The 18,974-nt window shown below is 60.1% G+C and carries 14 protein-coding genes; 6 read left to right on the forward strand and 8 right to left on the reverse strand.

Annotated elements, in window-relative coordinates:
* Nucleotides 1-73: 73 nt before the first annotated feature.
* Both BM152_RS02790 and BM152_RS02795 read right to left on the reverse strand, forming a co-directional pair.
* Complete coding sequence (locus BM152_RS02790) at nucleotides 74-433, reverse strand: phage holin family protein (protein ID WP_066606236.1); 360 nt, start codon at nucleotides 431-433, stop codon at nucleotides 74-76.
* A gap of 8 nt (nucleotides 434-441) precedes the next feature.
* Complete coding sequence (locus BM152_RS02795; protein WP_066606238.1) at nucleotides 442-768, reverse strand: ElaB/YgaM/YqjD family protein; 327 nt, start codon at nucleotides 766-768, stop codon at nucleotides 442-444.
* Nucleotides 769-922: 154 nt separating this feature from the next.
* On the opposite strand from BM152_RS02795, the gene BM152_RS02800 reads away from it, so the two are divergent.
* On the forward strand, nucleotides 923-1,096 hold the full coding sequence (locus BM152_RS02800) for a DUF1328 domain-containing protein (RefSeq protein WP_074913933.1): 174 nt from the start codon (nucleotides 923-925) through the stop codon (nucleotides 1,094-1,096).
* A 105-nt stretch (nucleotides 1,097-1,201) separates the two neighbouring features.
* Here the strand turns inward: BM152_RS02800 and BM152_RS02805 are convergent, their stop codons facing one another.
* Entirely contained in the window at nucleotides 1,202-2,014 is an 813-nt protein-coding gene (locus BM152_RS02805) for a response regulator (RefSeq protein ID WP_066606240.1), read from the reverse strand.
* A gap of 154 nt (nucleotides 2,015-2,168) precedes the next feature.
* Here BM152_RS02805 and BM152_RS19175 point away from each other — a divergent pair, with 154 nt between their 5' ends.
* Genes BM152_RS19175 through BM152_RS02815 form a run of 3 tightly spaced genes read left to right on the forward strand, consistent with a single transcriptional unit; the run spans nucleotide 2,169 to nucleotide 4,652 of the window.
* Nucleotides 2,169-2,321 carry a NepR family anti-sigma factor gene (locus tag BM152_RS19175; RefSeq protein WP_158527938.1) on the forward strand — a complete coding sequence of 51 codons (153 nt, stop codon included), beginning with the start codon at nucleotides 2,169-2,171 and terminating at the stop codon, nucleotides 2,319-2,321.
* A complete protein-coding gene (locus BM152_RS02810; protein ID WP_066606242.1) occupies nucleotides 2,311-2,907 on the forward strand; it encodes an RNA polymerase sigma factor in 597 nt (198 codons plus the stop codon). The genes BM152_RS19175 and BM152_RS02810 overlap by 11 nt, the downstream gene beginning before the upstream one ends.
* On the forward strand, nucleotides 2,904-4,652 hold the full coding sequence (locus BM152_RS02815) for a sensor histidine kinase (RefSeq protein WP_066606244.1): 1,749 nt from the start codon (nucleotides 2,904-2,906) through the stop codon (nucleotides 4,650-4,652). The genes BM152_RS02810 and BM152_RS02815 overlap by 4 nt, the downstream gene beginning before the upstream one ends.
* A 28-nt stretch (nucleotides 4,653-4,680) precedes the next feature.
* On the opposite strand, the gene BM152_RS02820 is transcribed toward BM152_RS02815, so the two are convergent.
* Nucleotides 4,681-5,718: an AI-2E family transporter gene (locus BM152_RS02820; RefSeq protein ID WP_066606250.1), complete on the reverse strand. Its 1,038-nt coding sequence runs from the start codon at nucleotides 5,716-5,718 to the stop codon at nucleotides 4,681-4,683.
* Between the two features lie 221 nt (nucleotides 5,719-5,939).
* Between BM152_RS02820 and BM152_RS02825 the strand changes: the two genes are divergently transcribed.
* A complete protein-coding gene (locus BM152_RS02825; RefSeq protein WP_066606253.1) occupies nucleotides 5,940-7,130 on the forward strand; it encodes an efflux RND transporter periplasmic adaptor subunit in 1,191 nt (396 codons plus the stop codon).
* Between the two features lie 2 nt (nucleotides 7,131-7,132).
* Nucleotides 7,133-10,225 carry an efflux RND transporter permease subunit gene (locus BM152_RS02830; protein WP_066606256.1) on the forward strand — a complete coding sequence of 1,031 codons (3,093 nt, stop codon included), beginning with the start codon at nucleotides 7,133-7,135 and terminating at the stop codon, nucleotides 10,223-10,225.
* A 109-nt stretch (nucleotides 10,226-10,334) separates the two neighbouring features.
* On the opposite strand, the gene metH is transcribed toward BM152_RS02830, so the two are convergent.
* The 4 genes from metH to putA form a co-directional block, all read right to left on the reverse strand.
* A complete protein-coding gene (gene metH, locus BM152_RS02835) occupies nucleotides 10,335-13,070 on the reverse strand; it encodes a methionine synthase (protein ID WP_066606260.1) in 2,736 nt (911 codons plus the stop codon).
* Nucleotides 13,067-14,098, reverse strand: a complete 1,032-nt coding sequence (locus tag BM152_RS02840; protein ID WP_066606262.1) for a homocysteine S-methyltransferase family protein — start codon at nucleotides 14,096-14,098, stop codon at nucleotides 13,067-13,069. The genes metH and BM152_RS02840 overlap by 4 nt, the downstream gene beginning before the upstream one ends.
* Before the next feature lie 135 nt (nucleotides 14,099-14,233).
* Nucleotides 14,234-15,304, reverse strand: a complete 1,071-nt coding sequence (locus BM152_RS02845; RefSeq protein ID WP_066606266.1) for a CobW family GTP-binding protein — start codon at nucleotides 15,302-15,304, stop codon at nucleotides 14,234-14,236.
* A 112-nt stretch (nucleotides 15,305-15,416) separates the two neighbouring features.
* Nucleotides 15,417-18,875 (reverse strand): bifunctional proline dehydrogenase/L-glutamate gamma-semialdehyde dehydrogenase PutA, encoded by a 3,459-nt coding sequence (gene putA, locus BM152_RS02850; RefSeq protein ID WP_074913934.1) that lies wholly within the window; start codon nucleotides 18,873-18,875, stop codon nucleotides 15,417-15,419.
* Between the last annotated feature and the right edge of the window lie 99 nt (nucleotides 18,876-18,974).

Raw genomic sequence — 18,974 nt, forward strand, 5'->3', positions numbered from 1 at the left:
TTCGGGATCGGGACGTAGGATGGCACGCGGGGAAGGCACTGGCAGTAACAAAGAAAAGCGCGAGCGCCACCTTTCAAGGCGCGCGCGAGGACGCGCGTTTCATGGCTTTGCCTGTCTGAAACCCTTCGCCAAAGGCCGCAGCGATGCGCTCGAACACATCTTGTTGCCCGTCTTGCGGCGTGAGTGGCGCAGCGGCGGTGGTCGGGGGCTTGGAGGTGCGCTTGGTTCCGAGCGCCAGAGCGACGAGGCCGGCCCCGACATAGAACAGCCCGATCACCAGAGCGGCAAACTGCGCGTCGCGAGTCTCGGTGAGCACCAGCCATGCCGCGACGGTGAGAAACGCCGTGCCCACGGCAAGCAGGCCGCCACCGGCGGTGGCCCAGGCCGCACGACGTGCGCCCCGAGCCAGATGTGATTGCATCGCGCTGAACATGGCGCGACTCACCGGCGGGTGGCCAGAAGGCCGGCGAGAAAGCCGACACCGGCCGCGATACCGACAGATGCGGTGGGGTTGGCGCGCACCGTCTTTTCGGCACCTGCATAGGCGTCGCGTGCTTGTTGACGAGCCTGCTGCGCGGTTTCCACGCCTTTTTGTTTGGCCGCGTCGAAGCTCTCCTCGGCGCTGTGTTCAAGCAGATCCTTACGGGCGCGTCCGTAGTCCGCCAGCGTGCTGGTCAGCTCGGCCACATCGGCTTTGAGGGTTTCGATCTGTGCCGAGAGTTCGGCGGAGGTCTCTTGCGTGGTGCCATTGGTTTGAGCACGTGCCATGATGGTTCTCCTTTATTGCGTTGTTACCGACCCAATGCGCAACTCCTGCGAAAAGTTCCGAAATAAGTTTTGGGAACCTTTGGGTGCGGCGGATCGTTTCTTCTACAGAGCGCGCCAAACAGGCGCATTGATCGAAATAACGAAGGAGACACTCATGCTTGGCTGGGCACTTACTTTTCTCGCTGTCGCAATTATTGCTGCGGTTTTCGGCTTTGGCGGGATCGCCAGCGCCTCCGCAGGGATCGCGCAAGTTCTGTTCTTTATCTTTATCATGCTGTTCCTCGTGGCGATGATCGCGCGGGCGGTGCGGGGCAAGCCTCCGGTTTAAGGCGATCTTGCATCCCTATGAAAACATAGAAAAACGCCCCGCCGAGAGATCGACGGGGCGTTTTGCATTTCACACAATGTCAAAGCCGTTGTCAGGCATGAAGCGTCAGGCCAGAAGCGTTTCCGTGCTGGAGAAGAACATCGCCTGAGACACGGCAGAGCGCACCTGATCCTCGCTGTAGGGTTTGGTGATCACAAAGGCCGGCTCGGGTCGCTCGCCTGTCAGCAGGCGTTCGGGGAAGGCGGTGATGAAGATCACAGGCACATCCTTGGCGCTTTTCAAAATAGCGTTCACCGCGTCGATGCCCGAAGAGCCATCTGCCAGTTGGATGTCCGAGAGGATCAGATCGGGTTTGGTCTCGGCGGCGAGTGTCACCGCCTCGCTGGCGATGCTGGCCACGCCGGTAATCTGGTGGCCCATGTCGGAGACAATGCCCTGAAGGTCCAGCGCGATGATGGCCTCGTCTTCGATCACCATCACACGGCCCTGAATGCTCTCGGCCATTTCCGCGTCGGCAATGCTCAAAAGGTGCTCGACCTCGTCGACGGTGTTGCCCATGATCTGCGCCACGTCATCAAGGGTGAATTCCTCGATCGTGTGAAGCAAAAGCGCCTCGCGCGTGTTGGGCGTCAGGCGTCGCAAATGGGCTTGTGCGCGCTTGGCAAGACCGGTTTCGTCCTCGCCCGTGGGCGCGCCTGCGCTGGACCAGATCAGATGGAAGGCATGGAACAGCGCGACCTTCGGGCTCTTGATCTGTTCAAAGACGGAGCGGTCGCTCAAAAGCGCCTCAAGCGTCGTCGCGGCATATTTGTCGCCGGTCTGCTGGTCTCCAGTCAAAGCACGCGCATAGCGGCGCAGGTAGGGCAGAAGGCTGGCCACGGTGAGGGACAGGGACTTCTCGTTCACAGCTGTCGACATAAATATCGTCCTTTTTTCGAATTCTTCGGAACCAAACGCACAGACGAAGCGTTTGGTTCCGAAGACAGTAGAAATTTTTCGGGCTAATATTCGAAGAGATGGGGATGAGAGGGGCCTCAGACGCCCCGAAACGGCTCAGGTTACAGGAAAGACAATGGCGCAGAACGAACAAAAACACGAGCTTGACGAGCAAATCGAGGAAAATTTGCGACGGGTATATCAAAAGACGCTGGAGGAAGAGATTCCGGACCGCTTCTTGAGCCTGCTTGAGAAACTCAAGGAGCAGGACGCCCAGCATGACAAATAAAGATAGCCCTCCGCAGGACGAAAGCGCTCTTGATCCGCGCGAAGAGATCGTCACCCATTTGCCCGCCATGCGTGCCTTTGCCCTCAGCCTGACCCGTAATTCCTCACAAGCCGACGATCTGGTGCAGGATGCGGTGATCAAGGCGTGGAAAAATATGGCATCCTTTCAGGCCGGAACAAATATGCGGGCGTGGCTTTTCACGATCCTGCGCAACACGTTCTATTCTGATCGCCGCAAACACAGGCGCGAGGTGCAGGACACGGACGGAGCCTTTGCGGCCACACTTGCGGAGAAGCCGGATCATGACGGGCGTCTTGCGATGGCCGATTTCGAGACTGCTTTCGTTCAACTCAAACCCGAACAGCGCGAGGCGCTGATGCTGGTGGGTGCGATGGGGTTTTCCTATGAGGAAGCTGCAGAGACCTGTGAGGTGGCGGTGGGCACGATCAAGAGCCGCGTCAACCGCGCGCGTCAGAGTTTGGTCGGGATTTTGGGACTGGAGGAAGGTGCCAGTCTGGAACTGACCGATCAGGAAACCATGGCGGTCATGAGTTCGGCCATCCCCGGACGGGGGAATGCCGCGTGAAAGGTGGGGGCTGGCGGCGGTATGTCGACGGGCTGGGCGTGCGGCTGGCCGCACTTCTCTCCATCGCGCTTTTTCCGATCGGGTTGATTGCCGTCTCGCTGACGCATCAGTTCTCGAACGCCGCTGACGACCGAGCAAAGAGCAACCTTCTGGCCCTGACCGCGCAAGCGGCGGCGGGGGAAGAGGGGTTTATCCGCTCCGGTTTCGGCGCGACCAATGCGCTGGCCGCGGTGATCCCGTCGATGGATACGGACTCACCGGCGTGTAGTCAGATTTTTCGGGACTTTGTCGCGCAAAGCCCCGCGTTTTCTTTCGCGGGTTTTGTCGGGTTGGATGGTATTCTCAAATGCGGGACAAGCTCGGTCGGTTATGACTTTAGCGAAGGCGAAGTCTACCACGACATGATCGAAAACCCCGCTCCGCGCAGCGATCTGACGCTGAGCGCACCAATCAGTGGAACCTCAGTGATCGTCCTGTCTTCGCCCGTGAGTATCGACGGAGCGTTTGCAGGCTATGTGGCGGTGTCCCTGCCGCATAACGAAAGCCGGATGGTGCTGGACAATGCGCCGGTTGACCGTCCTGTGGAACTCATCACCTTCAATCGAGAAGGCGAAATCCTGAGCGCCGCGGGGGGCTTGGATGATGTTCGGGATCGTTTGCCCAAGGGGCGCCCTCTGGCCAATCTGACCGGCCAGTATCGCATGTCTTTTCTTGGCACGACCAACGATGGAGAACCACGAATTTTTGCTGTGGTTCCGATCCTGCGCAATCAGGTTTATGCCATTGGCAGCTGGCCGCGTGAACGCCTGTCGGTTGCGCCGGGGTTCACCATGACGACCCCGATGATCTTCCCGATTGCCATGTGGCTCACCAGTCTTGGCGTGGCCTATTTCGCAGTGCACCGGCTGGCGATCAAACACATCCGCCACCTCAGCCGCGATATGCGGGATTTTGCCACAACCCGACGCCACGCCCGCCGCTCGAAAGACATGGCGCTGCCGCGTGAGCTGCGCGAGATCGACGAGGCTTGGCATGATCTTGCAGACACGGTGATCCGCGACGAGGCGGAGCTTGAGGACAATATCCACGACAAATCCGTGCTGCTCAAAGAGGTGCATCACAGGGTCAAGAACAATCTGCAACTCATTGCTTCTATTGTGAATATGAAGGTGCGCAAGGCGCGGACGCCCGAGGCGCGTTTTGCGCTCAAGGAGGTGCAGGGCCGCGTGATGAGCATCGCCACGGTTCATCGCAGCCTTTACGAGACGACCACCGAGGGTCGCGTGCGTGCTGATGAATTGCTGGGCAGCACAATCGGCAAATTGATCCGCGCCGGTGTCGGTCATGAGACCGGCCTGAAAAGCGCGGAAACTTATGAGCCGGTTGTGCTCTATCCCGATCAGGCGGTGCCCTTGTCGCTTTTGGCGGCGGAGGCCTCGACCAATGCGCTGAAATATGTCGGGCGTCCGACAGGGGGGGCGCCCTATGTCCATGTCAGCCTGACCCAGATCGCCCCTGACATGGCGCGGCTGGCGATCGAGAACAGCAAGGGTGTGGCGCTTGTGCCGCCGGAACAGGTCTCCGGCACGGGGCTTGGGTCCAACCTGATCAAAGCTTTCGCCCAGCAGCTTGGCGGTAAGTTGACGGTAGAGGAAGATGATCTGCATTACAGTGTCATCGTGGATTTCCCGATAGCCGATTTCGATGATGCAGAGACGGACAGCGGGATTTCCGAGATGGAATGACCTGTAGCGCCTCTGGGGCCATTTGGCCTCAGGGGCGCGACGTGTCAGGGCAGGGTGCAGGACCGATCCCTTTGAACACGGCCAGCCCCCAGACCAGCAGCGGAATGGCGATGAAACCGCCGAGCGGCCCCCAAAGCCAGAGCCAGAAACACAGGGACAGAAAGACCAGCAGCGGGTTGACCTGCATATGGCGCCCGACGAGCGTGGGGGTGATGAACTGTCCTTCCATCATGTTCAGCGTCACAAAGGCCGCCGCTGGTGCAAAGGACAACGCACCGTCAAAGGACATGAGCCCCGCCACCAGCAGCACAAGCGCGACCATTGCCGGGCCGACATAGAGAATGAAGTTCATCATGGCGGCAATCCCGCCCCAAAGCATCGCACCGGGCAGGCCGATTGCGGCTAGCGCCAGTGCCACAATGGCGCCGAAACAGGTGTTGATGAGTGTGATGGTCAGGAAATACCGCGACACCCGCGCATCCGCGTCGCGCAGACATGCGATAGAGGGGCTTTGCGGATGAAGTTTGGAGATGGCCCCATAAAGCTCGTCCCGCGACAGAAGGATAAAGAACAGCGCCCCTGCAAAGAGCAGAACCTGAGCCGCCAGAGACGGCGCGGCAAAGAGAGCATCGCCGAGTGAGGGCAGGTTCACGGACTGCGCGTCTTCGGAGGCGGCATTCTCCGGTGAGATCGTGTCTTGCACTTCCTGCGTCACATCGCTGATGCCGCGAAAGAGTTGACGTAGATGGCCGAGGCCCTCTTGCAGTTCGGCTTTGATGCTTGGGATTTGTGCATAGGCCCGTTCGACGAGCGGTTCCGTGAAAAACACCAAAGCGCCCAAGAGGCTCAGAACCGAGCCGAAGCTCAACAGCGCGCCCACTGTCGGCGGCAGGCCGATACGTGCCCAGAAGGCGGAGACGGGGGAGAGCACCACGGCGCAGACAAAGGCCAACACAAAGGGCGCAACAAGGGTTTGGGACGCATCGAGCGCGGCCACGACCGCAAGCAGGGTCAAAAGGATTAAGGCCCAATGCCCCCGCAAAATCTGCGTCGTGATCTGTGTCATGTTGTTCTCCGTTTGCACAAAGAACGCCGCCGGAGTGTAATTGGTTCCCGTTTGCTCTGATTTGGCATGGAGGTCCGTTGTGCAATCATGTCCTGAACCTGTTCATGAGAGCACAGTATAAATTTGGAAACCCTGAGACAGAAAAATGGGTATGTTGCGTATAACGGCGGTATTGCCACACGCACCCTCGGTCAAAAACCACAATAAAAGGACACATTTTCATGCCTCTTTCCCTGCGGGCGCTTCGTCTCTCCGCCGCACTAGTTTGTCTTGCCGTCCCCTCTTTGAGCTATGCGCAAGGCGCGCCTATGGGCGGGCCGGGGCAGGTGACTGAGGTCGGTGTCATGGAACTGACCGAGTCTGACGTGCCGGTGTCCACCACCATGCCGGGACGGGCCGTGGCCAAAGAGCAGACGGAAATCCGGCCCCGTGTCGAAGGTGTGATAAAGGAGATTGCCTATACACCGGGTCGACGCGTTCAGGAGGGGGATTTGTTGTTCCGCCTTGATTCGGAAACCTATGAGGCGGCGCTGGCCTCTGCGGAAGCCGCGCTCGACAGCGCCAAGGCCACACTCAGCACCGCGCAGGCCGCTTATGACCGTTATGCGAAACTCGAAGGCGTCGGGGCCTCGACTTCCGATCTGGAAAGCGCACGGGCCACTCTGGCGCAAGCCAAAGCCAGTGTGAAAAGCGCCGAAGCCGATTTGCAGCAGGCGCAGCTTGATCTTGAACGCGTGGAAATCCGCAGTCCGATTGCCGGTATTCCGGATGTGCCGGTATATTCCGTCGGTTCGCTGGTGACTGCCAACCAGAGCGATGCGCTGACGACGGTGACACGGCTTAATCCGATCTATGTCGATGTCTCGGAAAGCTCGGCGCGCCGGATGCGTATTGGCGAGCTGTTCGAGGCAGGCGCTTTGACGCCGGGCCGGGAGCTCGACGTAGCGTTGACATTGGAGAACGGCGAGGTCTACGGCCGGAAAGGCACGCTGGTGAGCCCCGGTGTGACGGTCTCGACCACCACCGGTTCCATCGATTCACGGTTCGAATTCGACAACTCCGAGCACAAGATCATGCCGGGTCAGTTCCTGCGTGTAGAAGTGGTATTCGGCACGACACGTGGCATTCTGGTCCCGCAACGTGCCACAACGCGTCAAAGCGACGGCACGCTGACGGCCTTTATCGCCGAGGATGGCACAGCCCATCAGGTCACCTTGAGCTATAGTGGTACGGCGGAGAACGCATGGGTCGTGACGGACGGGGTCGAGGTCGGTGATATGATCATTCTCGACGGGCTGACCAATCTCAAAGACGGGGCAGAGATCACCACTGTGCCGGTGACGATCAATGAGGTTGGTGTGGTCGAGGATATTGTGTCCACGGAGTCCGAAACCCAATCCGAGGCAGAATAATCATGGTGAATTTCTTTATCCATCGTCCCATCTTTGCATGGGTTCTGGCCATTGTGACAATGCTGGCAGGGATTTTCGCCTATACGCAATTGCCCGTGTCGCAATATCCCGACATCGCGCCAACCACCATCCGAATTTCAGCCTCCTATTCGGGGGCGACGGCGTCGGCGGTTGAGGATTCGGTAACTTCGGTGATTGAGGACAACCTCACGGATATTGACGGGATGCTCTACATGCAGAGCAGCTCGCAGGAAAACTCCGCCTCCATTTCGCTTGTCTTTGATGGCTCGATTGATGCGACCACAGCACTCAGCGAAGTGCAGACGAAAATCTCCGAGATTGAAAGCCAGTTGCCGGATACGGTGCAGGATTCCGGTGTGACAGTTGAGCGCTCGACCTCTTCCATTCTGATGATCGGCGCGATTGTCTCCACGGATGGCAGCTATTCCACCATCGAGCTGGGCAATATTCTCGAAGAGCAGGTCGAAGGTCCGATTGAAAGGACCGAAGGTGTCGGCGGGATTAACAGTTTCGGATCCGGTTATGCCATGCGCATCTGGCTTGATCCGCTGGACCTTGCGAAATACAGCCTGACGCCCTCCGATGTGACCAGTGCGGTGCAGAATCAAAACAGCACTGTCACGGTCGGCAGTCTGGGCGATCAACCCACAGTGTCGGGTCAACAGTTCACGGCCACCATCACGGCGCAGAGCCAGCTGACCTCGGTGGATGAATTCGAAAACATCCTGTTGACCACCGATGAAGATGGCAGTTCCGTCTTTCTGGGTGACGTGGCGCGGATCGAGATCGGGCAGGAGGATTACGGTTCGGATTCGCGGTTCAACGGCGTTAATGCCTCCGGTTTCGGGGTGAACCTCGCTACGGGGGCGAATGCCGTCGATACGGCGGAGGCCGTTTATGAAACCCTCGACAATCTGGAAAAATCCTTGCCTGAAGGGGTCGAGTTCCGGATTGCTTACGACACATCGCCCTTTGTCGTGCTGTCGATTGAGAAAGTCTACCACACGTTGATCGAAGCCATCGTGCTTGTGTTCTTCGTGATCCTCGTCTTCCTGCAAAAATGGCGCGCGACGATCATTCCGATCATCGCCGTGCCAGTTGTTCTGGCAGGGACATTCGCGGTGCTCTCTGCGCTCGGCTATTCGATCAACACGCTCACCATGTTTGCTATGGTGCTTGCTATCGGCTTGCTGGTGGATGACGCGATTGTGGTGGTGGAGAATGTCGAGCGGATGATCGAGGATGAAGGCCTGTCGCCTTTGGAAGCCACGATCAAAAGCATGAAAGAGATCACAGGCGCACTGATCGGGATTGCTGTGGTGCTGTCCGCCGTGTTCCTGCCGATGGCCTTTTTCAGCGGCTCCACGGGGGTGATCTATCGCCAGTTCTCGGTTACGATCATCTCGGCGATGGCGTTGTCCGCGCTTGTGGCCTTGATCCTGACGCCCGCGCTGTGCGCCACAATTTTGCGCCCGACGCATCATGGCGACGGCATTGCGCCTGCACGCTGGTTCAACCGCAATTTTGACCGTTTGAACGAGAGCTATACCTCGGGCGTATCCCGCATTCTGAAAAAGCCGGTGATCATGCTGGGAGTGCTGGCGCTTCTCATTGCGGGCGGCTCCGGGCTTTACACACGGCTTGCAAGCTCATTCCTGCCGGAAGAGGATCAAGGCGTTCTGATGGTCATGATCGGGCTTTCCGAAGGCTCGACCACGCCGCAGACCGAAAGCGTGGTCACTCAGGTTGAAGACTATCTGCGCAATGACGAGGCTGATGCGGTGGACAGCACCTTCGCTACCTTCGGTTTCAGCTTCCAAGGCTCGGGGCAGAATTATGCGATGGTCTTTGTGAAGCTCAAGGATTTCGACGATCGCACCGATGATGCCTTGTCGGCGGCCTCTGTTGCCAATCGTGCGTCGATGAAATTCGCTGGTCTGCGTGCGGGCACTGTTCAGTTCTTGCAGCCGCCTGCAATTCAGGGGCTTGGCAATACCGACGGATTCTCCATGGAACTGGTGGATTATGCCAGCAATGGAACCGACGCCCTGCGTGCGGCGGCAGAGGAACTGGAGGCGCTGGCCAATGCGGACAGCCGTCTTGAGAACATTCGGGTGACGGGGACCGACACGGAAGCCGTGTTGAAACTCAACATCGACCAGCAAAAGGCCGAGAGTTTCGGGGTTTCCGTGAGCGAGGTTAACAGCATCCTCTCCACGATCTTCTCGGGTTCCGAGGTCAATGATTTCGACCTCGATGGCTCCTTGCGTCCGGTGATTGTGATGGCTGATGCGGCCTACCGGATGCAGCCGGAAGATGTGGAAAACTGGTATGCCCGCAATGATGACGGGGATATGGTGCCGTTCTCCGCCTTTGTGACAACCGAATGGGTGTCCAACGTGCCGACGTTGAAGCGGATCGATGCGATCAGTTCCATCGCGTTCTCCGGCTCGCCCGCGACAGGCGTCAGTTCAGGTGAGGCGATGAACGCCATTCAGGAACTTGCCGAGTCTCTGGATGGCAACTACGGGGTGGCATGGACGGGCCTGTCCTATCAGGAGCAACAATCCGGCAATCAGGCACCTTATCTCTACGCGCTGTCCGTGCTGGTGGTCTTCCTGTGTCTGGCCGCGCTTTATGAAAGCTGGACCATCCCGTTCTCCGTCATGCTGGCGGTGCCTGTGGGGGTCTTCGGGGCGCTGGCGTTTGCATGGCTCTTCGGGCAGTCGAATGACGTCTATTTCAAGGTCGGTATTCTCACCACCATCGGTCTGGCGGCGAAAAACGCGATCCTGATCGTGGAATTTGCCCGAGGGCTGGAAGAGAAGGGCATGAAAACCGTGGCCGCTGCGATTGAAGCCGCCAAGCTGCGTTTGCGTCCGATCCTGATGACCTCTCTGGCCTTTATGCTGGGAGTTCTGCCGCTGGCTACGGCGTCGGGGGCAGGGGCCTCTGCGCAAAATGCCATCGGTTTGGGCGTCTTGGGCGGGATGACCGCAGCAACATTCATCGGGATTTTCATGGTGCCGGCGTTCTATGTGATCGTGCGCAAGCTGACACATCGCCCCGCCTGATTTTGGCACTTAGCACGAGAAACGACAAGAGGCGCCTTGTGCGCCTCTTGTGCTATTTCATCGCGATGAAACCCCGTGTCCCGCTGATCAGAGCCGCAGGATCCGGCACTCAGGCCACTTGATCTGTAGGGGTGCTGCGGGGGGCTTTCGGGATATAGTTCAGGATCGGCGCGAGCCAGCGCTCGGCCTCTTCGATCTCCATCCCCTTGCGCGCGGCATAATCCACAACCTGATCGCGCTCGATCTTGGCGACGCCAAAGTAATAGGCGTCCGGATGTCCGAGATAGAGCCCCGACACGGAAGACCCCGGCCACATCGCCATGCTCTCGGTCAGCTCGACGCCCGTGGCCTCTTGAGCATTGAGCAGGCGGAAAAGGGTCTTTTTCTCCGTATGGTCAGGCTGTGCCGGATAGCCGGGGGCCGGACGGATGCCACGATAGGGTTCCGCGATTAATTCTTCGGGGGCGAAGGTCTCGTCCTTGGCATACCCCCAATAGTCGCGGCGAACCCGTTCATGCAGCATCTCCGCCATAGCCTCGGCGTAGCGATCTGCCAGTGCCTTGACCAGAATGGAGGAGTAATTGTCGTTTTCGCGGTCGAACCGTGCGGCCAGCTCGGCCTCTTGCGGTCCGGCCGTGACAACGAAGCCGCCGACATAGTCCGCAGGCCCGCCCTCAGGCGCGACAAAGTCGGACAGGGCCACATTCGGTTTGCCCGCGCGTTTGGAATGCTGCTGGCGGAGCGTGTGCAGCATGGCCAGTTCTTCACTGCGCTCGTCATCCGTGTAAAGCCGGATGTCGTCGCCGGTCGCATTGGCTGGCCAGAACCCGACCACGGCGCGCGGGGTGAACCATTTTTCATCGATGATCCGCTTGAGCATGGCTTTCGCGTCATCAAACAACGCACGCGCCGCTTCGCCCTGTTTCGGATCGTCGAGGATTTTCGGGTAAACGCCTTTCAGCTCCCAAGTGCGGAAGAACGGTGTCCAGTCGATGTAGTTTGCAATCTCTGCGAGATCCCAGTCATCAATGACACGCGTGCCCAGAAACTCCGGTGCAGCAACCGTGTAATCACTCCAGTCGATCCGGAAAGGGTTCGCCCGCGCCTTTGCTAGCGGCAGGCGTTCCTTGTCCCGCTCGGAGCGTTCGTGGCGTTCCGTGACCTTGGTATATTCGGCACGGATTTCTTCGACATACTCGTTTTTGTTGGCGACAGACAACAGTTTGCCCACGACACCCACCGCACGGCTTGCATCAAGCACATAGACCGCAGGGCCGGAATAGCGCGGTGCGATTTTCACGGCCGTGTGGACCTTGGACGTGGTGGCCCCGCCGATGAGCAGAGGAATGTCGAAATTCTCGCGTTCCATTTCGGAGGCCAGATGCACCATCTCGTCAAGGCTCGGCGTGATGAGGCCGGAGAGGCCGATCACATCGACCTTTTCCTCGCGCGCGACCTGCAGGATTTTTTGCGGCGGGACCATGACGCCGAGATCGACGATTTCATAGTTGTTACAGGCCAGCACAACGCCCACGATGTTCTTGCCGATGTCATGCACATCGCCTTTCACCGTGGCCATAAGCACCTTGCCTGCCGTTTCGCGGCCCTCACCCCCGTTGAGGCGTTTTTCCTCTTCCATATAGGGCAGAAGCACCGCGACGGCCTGTTTCATCACGCGGGCGGATTTCACCACCTGCGGCAGGAACATCTTGCCCGCGCCGAAGAGATCGCCCACCACGTTCATCCCCGCCATCAGCGGACCTTCGATCACATGGAGCGGACGTTCGGCAGCAAGGCGGGCTTCTTCGGTGTCATCCTCGATAAACTCGGTGATGCCGTTGACCAGCGCATGTTCAAGCCGTTTCTCCACCGGCCATTCGCGCCATTTCAGATCGCGTACCTTCTCTTCGCGCTTGTCACCGCGGAAGCGTTCGGCAATGTCGAGCAGCCGTTCTGTGGCCGTGCCGCCCGCCTTGGGCGCACGGTTGAGCACCACGTCTTCGCAGGCCTCGCGCAGTTCGGGGTCGATCTGGTCATAGACCGCCAGCTGTCCTGCGTTGACGATGCCCATGTCCATCCCCGCCTTGATGGCGTGATAGAGGAACACCGCATGCATCGCCTCGCGCACCGGTTCGTTGCCACGGAAGCTGAAGGAGAGGTTCGAGACCCCGCCTGAAATGTGACAATGCGGCAGGTTTTCACGGATCCAGCGTGTCGCCTCGATGAAGTCCACGCCGTAATTGTCATGTTCCTCAATGCCGGTCGCAACCGCAAAGACGTTCGGATCAAAGATGATGTCTTCCGGCGGGAAACCCATTTCCTCGACCAGAATCCGGTAGGCACGGGCGCAGATTTCTGTCTTGCGCTTGAACGTGTCGGCCTGTCCCTGTTCGTCGAAGGCCATAACCACCACCGCCGCGCCGTAAGCCATGCAAAGCCCCGCGTGATGGCGGAAGGCGTCCTCGCCCTCTTTGAGCGAGATGGAGTTCACGACGGACTTGCCCTGAACACATTGCAGACCGGCCTCGATCACCTCCCATTTGGAACTGTCGATCATGATCGGCACACGGGCGATGTCGGGTTCGGAGGCGATGAGGTTCAAAAACTCGACCATCGCGGCTTTCGAGTCGATGAGACCCTCGTCCATGTTGATGTCGATGATCTGGGCCCCGTTCTCCACCTGATCGCGCGCCACGTCGAGCGCTGCGGTAAAGTCGCGGTTGACGATCAGTTTGCGAAACCGTGCGGAGCCGGTGACATTGGTCCGCTCCCCTACGTTCACAAAGGGGATGTCGGGCGTCAGAACAAAGGGTTCAAGACCGGAAAGGCGCAGATAGGGGGTCATGCGGACACCTCACGAGGAGCAAAAGGAGCAACAGCATCCGCAAGGGCGCGGATATGGTCGGGCGTGGTGCCGCAGCAGCCGCCGACAACATTGACCAGACCTTCACGGGCAAAGCCGCCCACCTGTGCGGCGGTTTGTTCAGGGGTCTCGTCATATTGGCCGAAGGCGTTGGGCAGGCCCGCGTTGGGATAGGCGCAGATCAGCGAGGTGCTGACGCTGGCAAGTTCGGCCAGATGCGGGCGCATGGCTTCGGCCCCCAGCGCACAGTTGAGCCCGACGGTAAAGGGCCGTGCGTGCATGACGGAATGCCAGAACGCTGTGGGGGTCTGGCCGGACAGGGTCCGCCCCGACGCATCGGTGATCGTGCCGGAGATCATGACTGGCAGGCGCACACCGGCTTCGGCGAAACCCTCGAAACTGGCGAAAATCGCGGCCTTGGCGTTGAGCGTGTCGAAAATCGTCTCGATCAGGATGATATCGGCCCCGCCCGCGATGAGGCCTCTGATCTGTTCGCCGTAAGCCACGCGCAGATCGTTGAAGGTCACGGCACGGTAGCCCGGATCATTCACATCGGGGCTGATCGAGGCGGTGCGGTTCGTCGGGCCGACCGCGCCCGCGACATAGCGCTTGCGCCCGTCCTCGGCCTCGGCGCGTTCGGCGGCGCGGCGTGCGACCTGCGCACCGGCCACGTTGAGATCATGAACGGCATGTTCCAGCCCGTAATCGGCCTGCGCGATGGTGGTCGAGGAGAAGGTGTTGGTCTCCATGATATCCGCCCCCGCCATGGCGAAGCTGAAGTGGATATCCTCAATTGCTTTTGGCTGGGTCAGGGACAACAGGTCGTTGTTGCCCTTCTGCGGGAGATCGGACTTGAGGTCATAACTCCCGTCCCCCTGAAAATCCTCTTCGCCAAGACCGAGGGTCTGGACCTGTGTGCCCATGGCGCCGTCGAGAATGACAATACGCTCAGTTGCCAGCTTGCGCAGCGGGGCGAGAGACGGGGCGTCGGGTAGTGAAAAGTTGATCATGGCTCTACTCTGGCTACAGGCATGTTGAAGGGCGCGCGGAGCTGCGCGAGGCAAGGAGGGCGTTGAAACATGCGGTATAGTCGCAGTCCAACATGAGCGGTAGCGAATAATTCTTATGATTATGATGAGGCAGATTCATATTGAAAGGACGGTCTGTCGTGTGCCGGAAAGGCGTGCAAACTGCGCCTGAATTCCTGCCGCATCAAGACGGGTGCCAATCACCACAAGCCGCGTGCGTGCATCTCCACCGGGCCACGTCTCCAGCCGTTGGAGCGGATAGAGCTTGTGCCCGACCGCATGGACCAGTGCAGGTGCGGCGGGATTGTCACTGAGCGCCACAAGGCCCTTGATCCGCAAAAGGCCGTTGTCGGTGGACAGGCAAAGCGTATTGAGAAAGGACCGCACCGCTTCGGGGGCCAGAGGTGCATCGGCGGTCAGCGGCAGGGCGGTGACCGAGCCGTGACGGTTCACATCGTGGAAGGCTCCGCAGGCGTCATGAGCGGTCTCCGCGTTCAGCCAGTCGGTGACATTCTCCCCTTTACCAAAGGCGGAATAGCTTCCGGCCTTGAGCAGAGCGGCGGGGGCAAAACCTTCTGCATTGCTGTCATGGATCTGCGCTGACGTGTTCAGGCTGCGCAACCGCGCGCGCACGGTCTCGGCCTTGTCCGGCGTCACGTCAGCGCTGCGCGTCAGAACGAGATGGTCGGCAAAGGCGATCTGGCGCAGGCTTTCGGGATGGTTTGCCAAAGCTGCCTCAATCCCCGCGACATTCACCACGGTGATGACGGAGGATAGCCGGAAGGCGCGGGCCACCATGTGATCGCGCAGGCCCATCGCCGGAAGTCCGCCGGGGATCAGGCTGTTGAGGATCGGAGCGGGATCGGCAAGCCCTGTGGTCTCCACAATAACGCGGCGAAACGGCGGCAGGCTGCCGTCTTTGCGTCCGGCCAGAAGCTGGTCCAGTGAGGAGCGCAGATCGCTGCCCGCCGTGCAGCAGATACAGCCGGAGGTGGTGAGCATGGGCCGTTCGGAGCCCTCTTGCACCAGATCGTGATCAACGGGAACAAGGCCGAATTCATTGATAATCAACGCCGTGTCCTGAAGCGTTGGATCGTCCAATAGGCGGTTGAGCATGGTCGTCTTCCCCGCACCGAGAAAACCGGTGACCAGATAGACGGGAAGCTGTTCAGTGGTGGGGCGTGTCATACTCTCTTTCTGTCACGCCTTGTCGTTACGGGCAAGATCGCGCTTTTGCGCTGTTCGGGCGTGGGCGAAAAGGCAAGACCTTGGGGACGGTTCCCAAAGCCTTGCCTCATGTTCAGGCCGCGCCGGACAGAAGCGCGGCGTTGCCGCCTGCGGCGGTGGTGTCCACGCATAGATGGCGTTCATGCAGGACATGAGCGGCATCGGGCAGCGATGTCACCAGCGGCAGGATCGCGCCCGTCCGTTGCGACAGGGCTTGCAAATAGGCGCGGGAGGTCGGGTCATCTTCGCCGCCCCACCACAGAGCACCACCAAATCCCGAGAGGGTCTTGAGCGCATGAGGTGGCAACAGCCCCTCGGCCCGCACCGCAAGCCCGCCTAGCGCCTCGACGGCCTTGGCCTGTGCATCTGCGGTTTCGCGCCCCGGTCCAAGGCAGAGGAAGGGCGGACGCGCATGTGTCGAGAGCGTGTTGGCCTCGCCGGTCGGTCCGGGCAGCTGCTCTTTGCTCAGCGGGGTCTCGGGCACGGTGAGCGCGGTGATGGCCCGCTGGAGTGTGGCGGCATCGGTTGTGCTGTCCCAGCTCTCCTGCGCGGTTTGGGGTGTCGGAGCGCAGAAACGGTTCAGATAGCGCGGACCACCGGCTTTCGGACCTGTGCCCGACAGGCCTTCGCCGCCAAAGGGCTGGGAGCCGACCACTGCGCCGATCTGGTTGCGGTTCACATAGAGGTTGCCGACATGGAGCCTGTCGCAGACCTGCTGCACCCGATCATCGATCCGCGTGTGCAGCCCGAAGGTCAGCCCATATCCCGTGGCATTGATCGTCTCGATCACCTGACCTAGTTCGCGGGCCTTGAACGTGGCGACATGCAGCACGGGGCCGAAGACCTCGCGTTCCAGCGCTTCGATCCCGTCCACCTGAATGAGGGCAGGGGCGACGAAGGTGCCTTCGGCAGGGCTTGGCAACTGGTGCAGCACACGGTTGCCTGCCGCTGCGATGTAGCTTGCGATCTGGTCGCGGGCCTCGCGGTCGATGACAGGGCCGACATCGGTCGAAAGATGCCACGGATTGCCCACGGACAGCTCGTCCATCGCGCCTTTGATCATTTCGATCATCTGTGGGGCAACGTCCTCTTGCACATAAAGACAGCGCAGCGCGGAGCAGCGTTGACCTGCGGACTGGAAGGCGGAGGCGACAATGTCGCGCACCGCTTGTTCCGGCAGTGCCGTGCTGTCCACGATCATCGCATTGAGCCCGCCGGTCTCGGCAATGAGCGGCGCGCCGGGGGCAAGGTTGGCGGCCATCGCGCGACGGATCACCTGCGCGGTCTCGGTCGAGCCGGTGAAGACCACGCCATCAATGCGTGCATCCGAGGTGAGCGCTGCGCCCACGGTTGGCCCGTCTCCGGTCAGAAGTTGCAGCGCGGTGCGCGGGACACCGGCCTCATGCAAAAGCGCGACCGCATGGGCGGCCATAAGCGGCGTTTGCTCGGCGGGCTTGGCCAGAACCGCATTGCCTGTGGCGAGCGCGGCGGAGATTTGACCGGTGAAAATCGCCAGCGGGAAGTTCCACGGCGAGATCGCGGTGACACGGCCCAGCGGCTTGGCGTCGGGGCGGCGCTCGGCCTCATCGGCATAGTAGCGCAGGAAGTCCACCGCCTCGCGCAATTCGCCCACGGCATCCAGCATGGTCTTGCCGGCCTCTTGGGCCAGAATGGCAAAGATCGGCCCGAAATTGCGCTCGTAGAGATCGGCAGCACGGCGCAGCACGGCGGCACGTTCGGAGACGGGCGCGGTCCAAGGTGCGGAAGCCTCCAGAGCGCGTGACACCGTGTCTGCATCGGCATGGATCACCTCGCCAACGGCGGCTCCTGTGGCAGGGTTATAGACCGTATGCGCCTCGCCCGTGGCTTCTGCGGCAATCATCGGCGCGGCTTTCAGATCAAGCGGGGCCTGACGCGCGGCATTGATGCGGGCCAATGTGCCTTCATCGGACAGATCAAACCCTGTGGAGTTCTGTCTCTGGCCGAAAATCTCGGAGGGTTGCACCAGACCGGCAGGGGGCTTGGCCTGTGTGACGGAGAGGAACGGATCGGTGGCGATATCTTCGGGGGGGACGCTCTCGTCGACAATCTGGTTCACGAAGGAAGAGTTCGCGCCGTTTTCCAGCAAACGCCGCACCAGATAGGCCAGAAGGTCTTGGTGTGCGCCTACAGGGGCATAGATGCGGCAGCGCGTGCCTTCGTCCTTGAGCACGATGTCATGCAGACGCTCGCCCATCCCGTGCAGGCGCTGGAATTCAAAGGCGGGGTTGCCAGCCTCACGCGCCAGTTCGAGGATGGCTGCAACCGTATGGGCATTGTGACCGGCGAATTGCGGATAGATCCGGTCACTGTAGCCCAGAAGTTTCTTGGCATTGGTGATATAGCTGACATCGGTCGCGTCTTTGGTGGTGAAGAGCGGAAATCCGGGATGACCTTCGACCTGCGCGAGTTTCATCTCCGTGTCCCAATAGGCGCCTTTCACCAGACGGACCATGAGTTTGCGGTCCAGCTCTTCGGCTGTCTTGTAGAGCCAGTCGAGGGCAAGCCCCGCACGTTTGCCATAGGCCTGCACCACAACGCCGAAACCGTCCCAGCCGGCCAGTTCCTCGTCCTCAAGCGTGGCGCGGATGACTTTGAGCGAAAGCGACAGGCGGGCCTGTTCCTCGGCATCAATGTTGAACCCCATATCGGCAGCGCGGGCCTGACGGGCGAGGCGGCGCAGCACGGGGACCAGTTCCTCCATGACGCGGGCCTCTTGGGCCACCTCGTAACGCGGGTGGAGCGCGGAGAGTTTGACGGAAATCCCCGGATTGGCGGCCACGGAGCCCTTGGTGCAGCCCTTGGCAATCGCTGTCATGGCGTCCGAGTAGGCCTTGGCATAGCTGTCGGCATCCGCTTGGGTCATCGCGGCTTCCCCAAGCATGTCATAGCTGTAGGTGTAGCCTTTCTTCTCCTGCCCCTTGGCGCGGGTCATGGCGGCTTCGATGGTCTGGCCCAGCACGAATTGCTGCCCCATTTCTTTCATGGCACGTGAAACGGCGGTGCGGATCACCGGCTCGCCCAGACGCTTGACCAATCCGCGCAGAGTGCCCGCCACGTTGGAGCTTTGCTCCGGCTTTTCGTCATCGAGAACCCGCCCTGTGAGCATCAAGGCCCATGTGGAGGCATTGACCATCGTCGAGGAAGAGTGACCGAGGTGCTCTCCCCAGTTGGAAGGGGCGACCTTGTCCTCGATCAGATCGTCGATGGTCTCGCGGTCCGGCACGCGCAGCATGGCTTCGGCCAGACACATCAGCGCCACGCCCTCGCGGGTGGACAGCCCGTATTCGGCAAGGAAATGCTCCATCAGGGTCGGCGCGGATTCTTTGCGGATGCGGCGGACAAGGTCGGTCGCACGGGCCGATATCGTCGCGCGCTGGGCCCCGGATATACCGGCAGAGGCAATCAGGTTTTCAAGCACTGTGGCTTCATCCGTGAACTTTTGCGCAGAAAGAGCGGACATGAGGTCCGGAAGGGAAGCAGACTGGCCCATGAGCGTGATCCTATGTGAGAAAATGCGTTTTGTTTAATATACAGGATTTCAACTTTTCATTTTTCCCATTAACGTGATTTTTGCTGATCAAAATGACCA

It is taken from the genome of Celeribacter halophilus (genome assembly GCF_900114135.1).
In the GTDB taxonomy this organism is placed as follows: domain Bacteria; phylum Pseudomonadota; class Alphaproteobacteria; order Rhodobacterales; family Rhodobacteraceae; genus Celeribacter; species Celeribacter halophilus.

What these genes read in the sequence shown, in the direction of transcription:
- BM152_RS02825 (WP_066606253.1), top strand. Translation starts at nt 5,940, where the DNA reads ATGCCTCTTTCCCTGCGGGCGCTTCGTCTCTCCGCCGCACTAGTTTGT.
- metH (WP_066606260.1), bottom strand. Translation starts at nt 13,070, where the DNA reads ATGACCCCCTATCTGCGCCTTTCCGGTCTTGAACCCTTTGTTCTGACG.
- BM152_RS02830 (WP_066606256.1), top strand. Translation starts at nt 7,133, where the DNA reads ATGGTGAATTTCTTTATCCATCGTCCCATCTTTGCATGGGTTCTGGCC.
- BM152_RS02805 (WP_066606240.1), bottom strand. Translation starts at nt 2,014, where the DNA reads ATGTCGACAGCTGTGAACGAGAAGTCCCTGTCCCTCACCGTGGCCAGC.
- BM152_RS02790 (WP_066606236.1), bottom strand. Translation starts at nt 433, where the DNA reads ATGTTCAGCGCGATGCAATCACATCTGGCTCGGGGCGCACGTCGTGCG.
- BM152_RS02800 (WP_074913933.1), top strand. Translation starts at nt 923, where the DNA reads ATGCTTGGCTGGGCACTTACTTTTCTCGCTGTCGCAATTATTGCTGCG.
- BM152_RS19175 (WP_158527938.1), top strand. Translation starts at nt 2,169, where the DNA reads ATGGCGCAGAACGAACAAAAACACGAGCTTGACGAGCAAATCGAGGAA.
- BM152_RS02820 (WP_066606250.1), bottom strand. Translation starts at nt 5,718, where the DNA reads ATGACACAGATCACGACGCAGATTTTGCGGGGGCATTGGGCCTTAATC.
- putA (WP_074913934.1), bottom strand. Translation starts at nt 18,875, where the DNA reads ATGGGCCAGTCTGCTTCCCTTCCGGACCTCATGTCCGCTCTTTCTGCG.
- BM152_RS02795 (WP_066606238.1), bottom strand. Translation starts at nt 768, where the DNA reads ATGGCACGTGCTCAAACCAATGGCACCACGCAAGAGACCTCCGCCGAA.
- BM152_RS02810 (WP_066606242.1), top strand. Translation starts at nt 2,311, where the DNA reads ATGACAAATAAAGATAGCCCTCCGCAGGACGAAAGCGCTCTTGATCCG.
- BM152_RS02845 (WP_066606266.1), bottom strand. Translation starts at nt 15,304, where the DNA reads ATGACACGCCCCACCACTGAACAGCTTCCCGTCTATCTGGTCACCGGT.
- BM152_RS02840 (WP_066606262.1), bottom strand. Translation starts at nt 14,098, where the DNA reads ATGATCAACTTTTCACTACCCGACGCCCCGTCTCTCGCCCCGCTGCGC.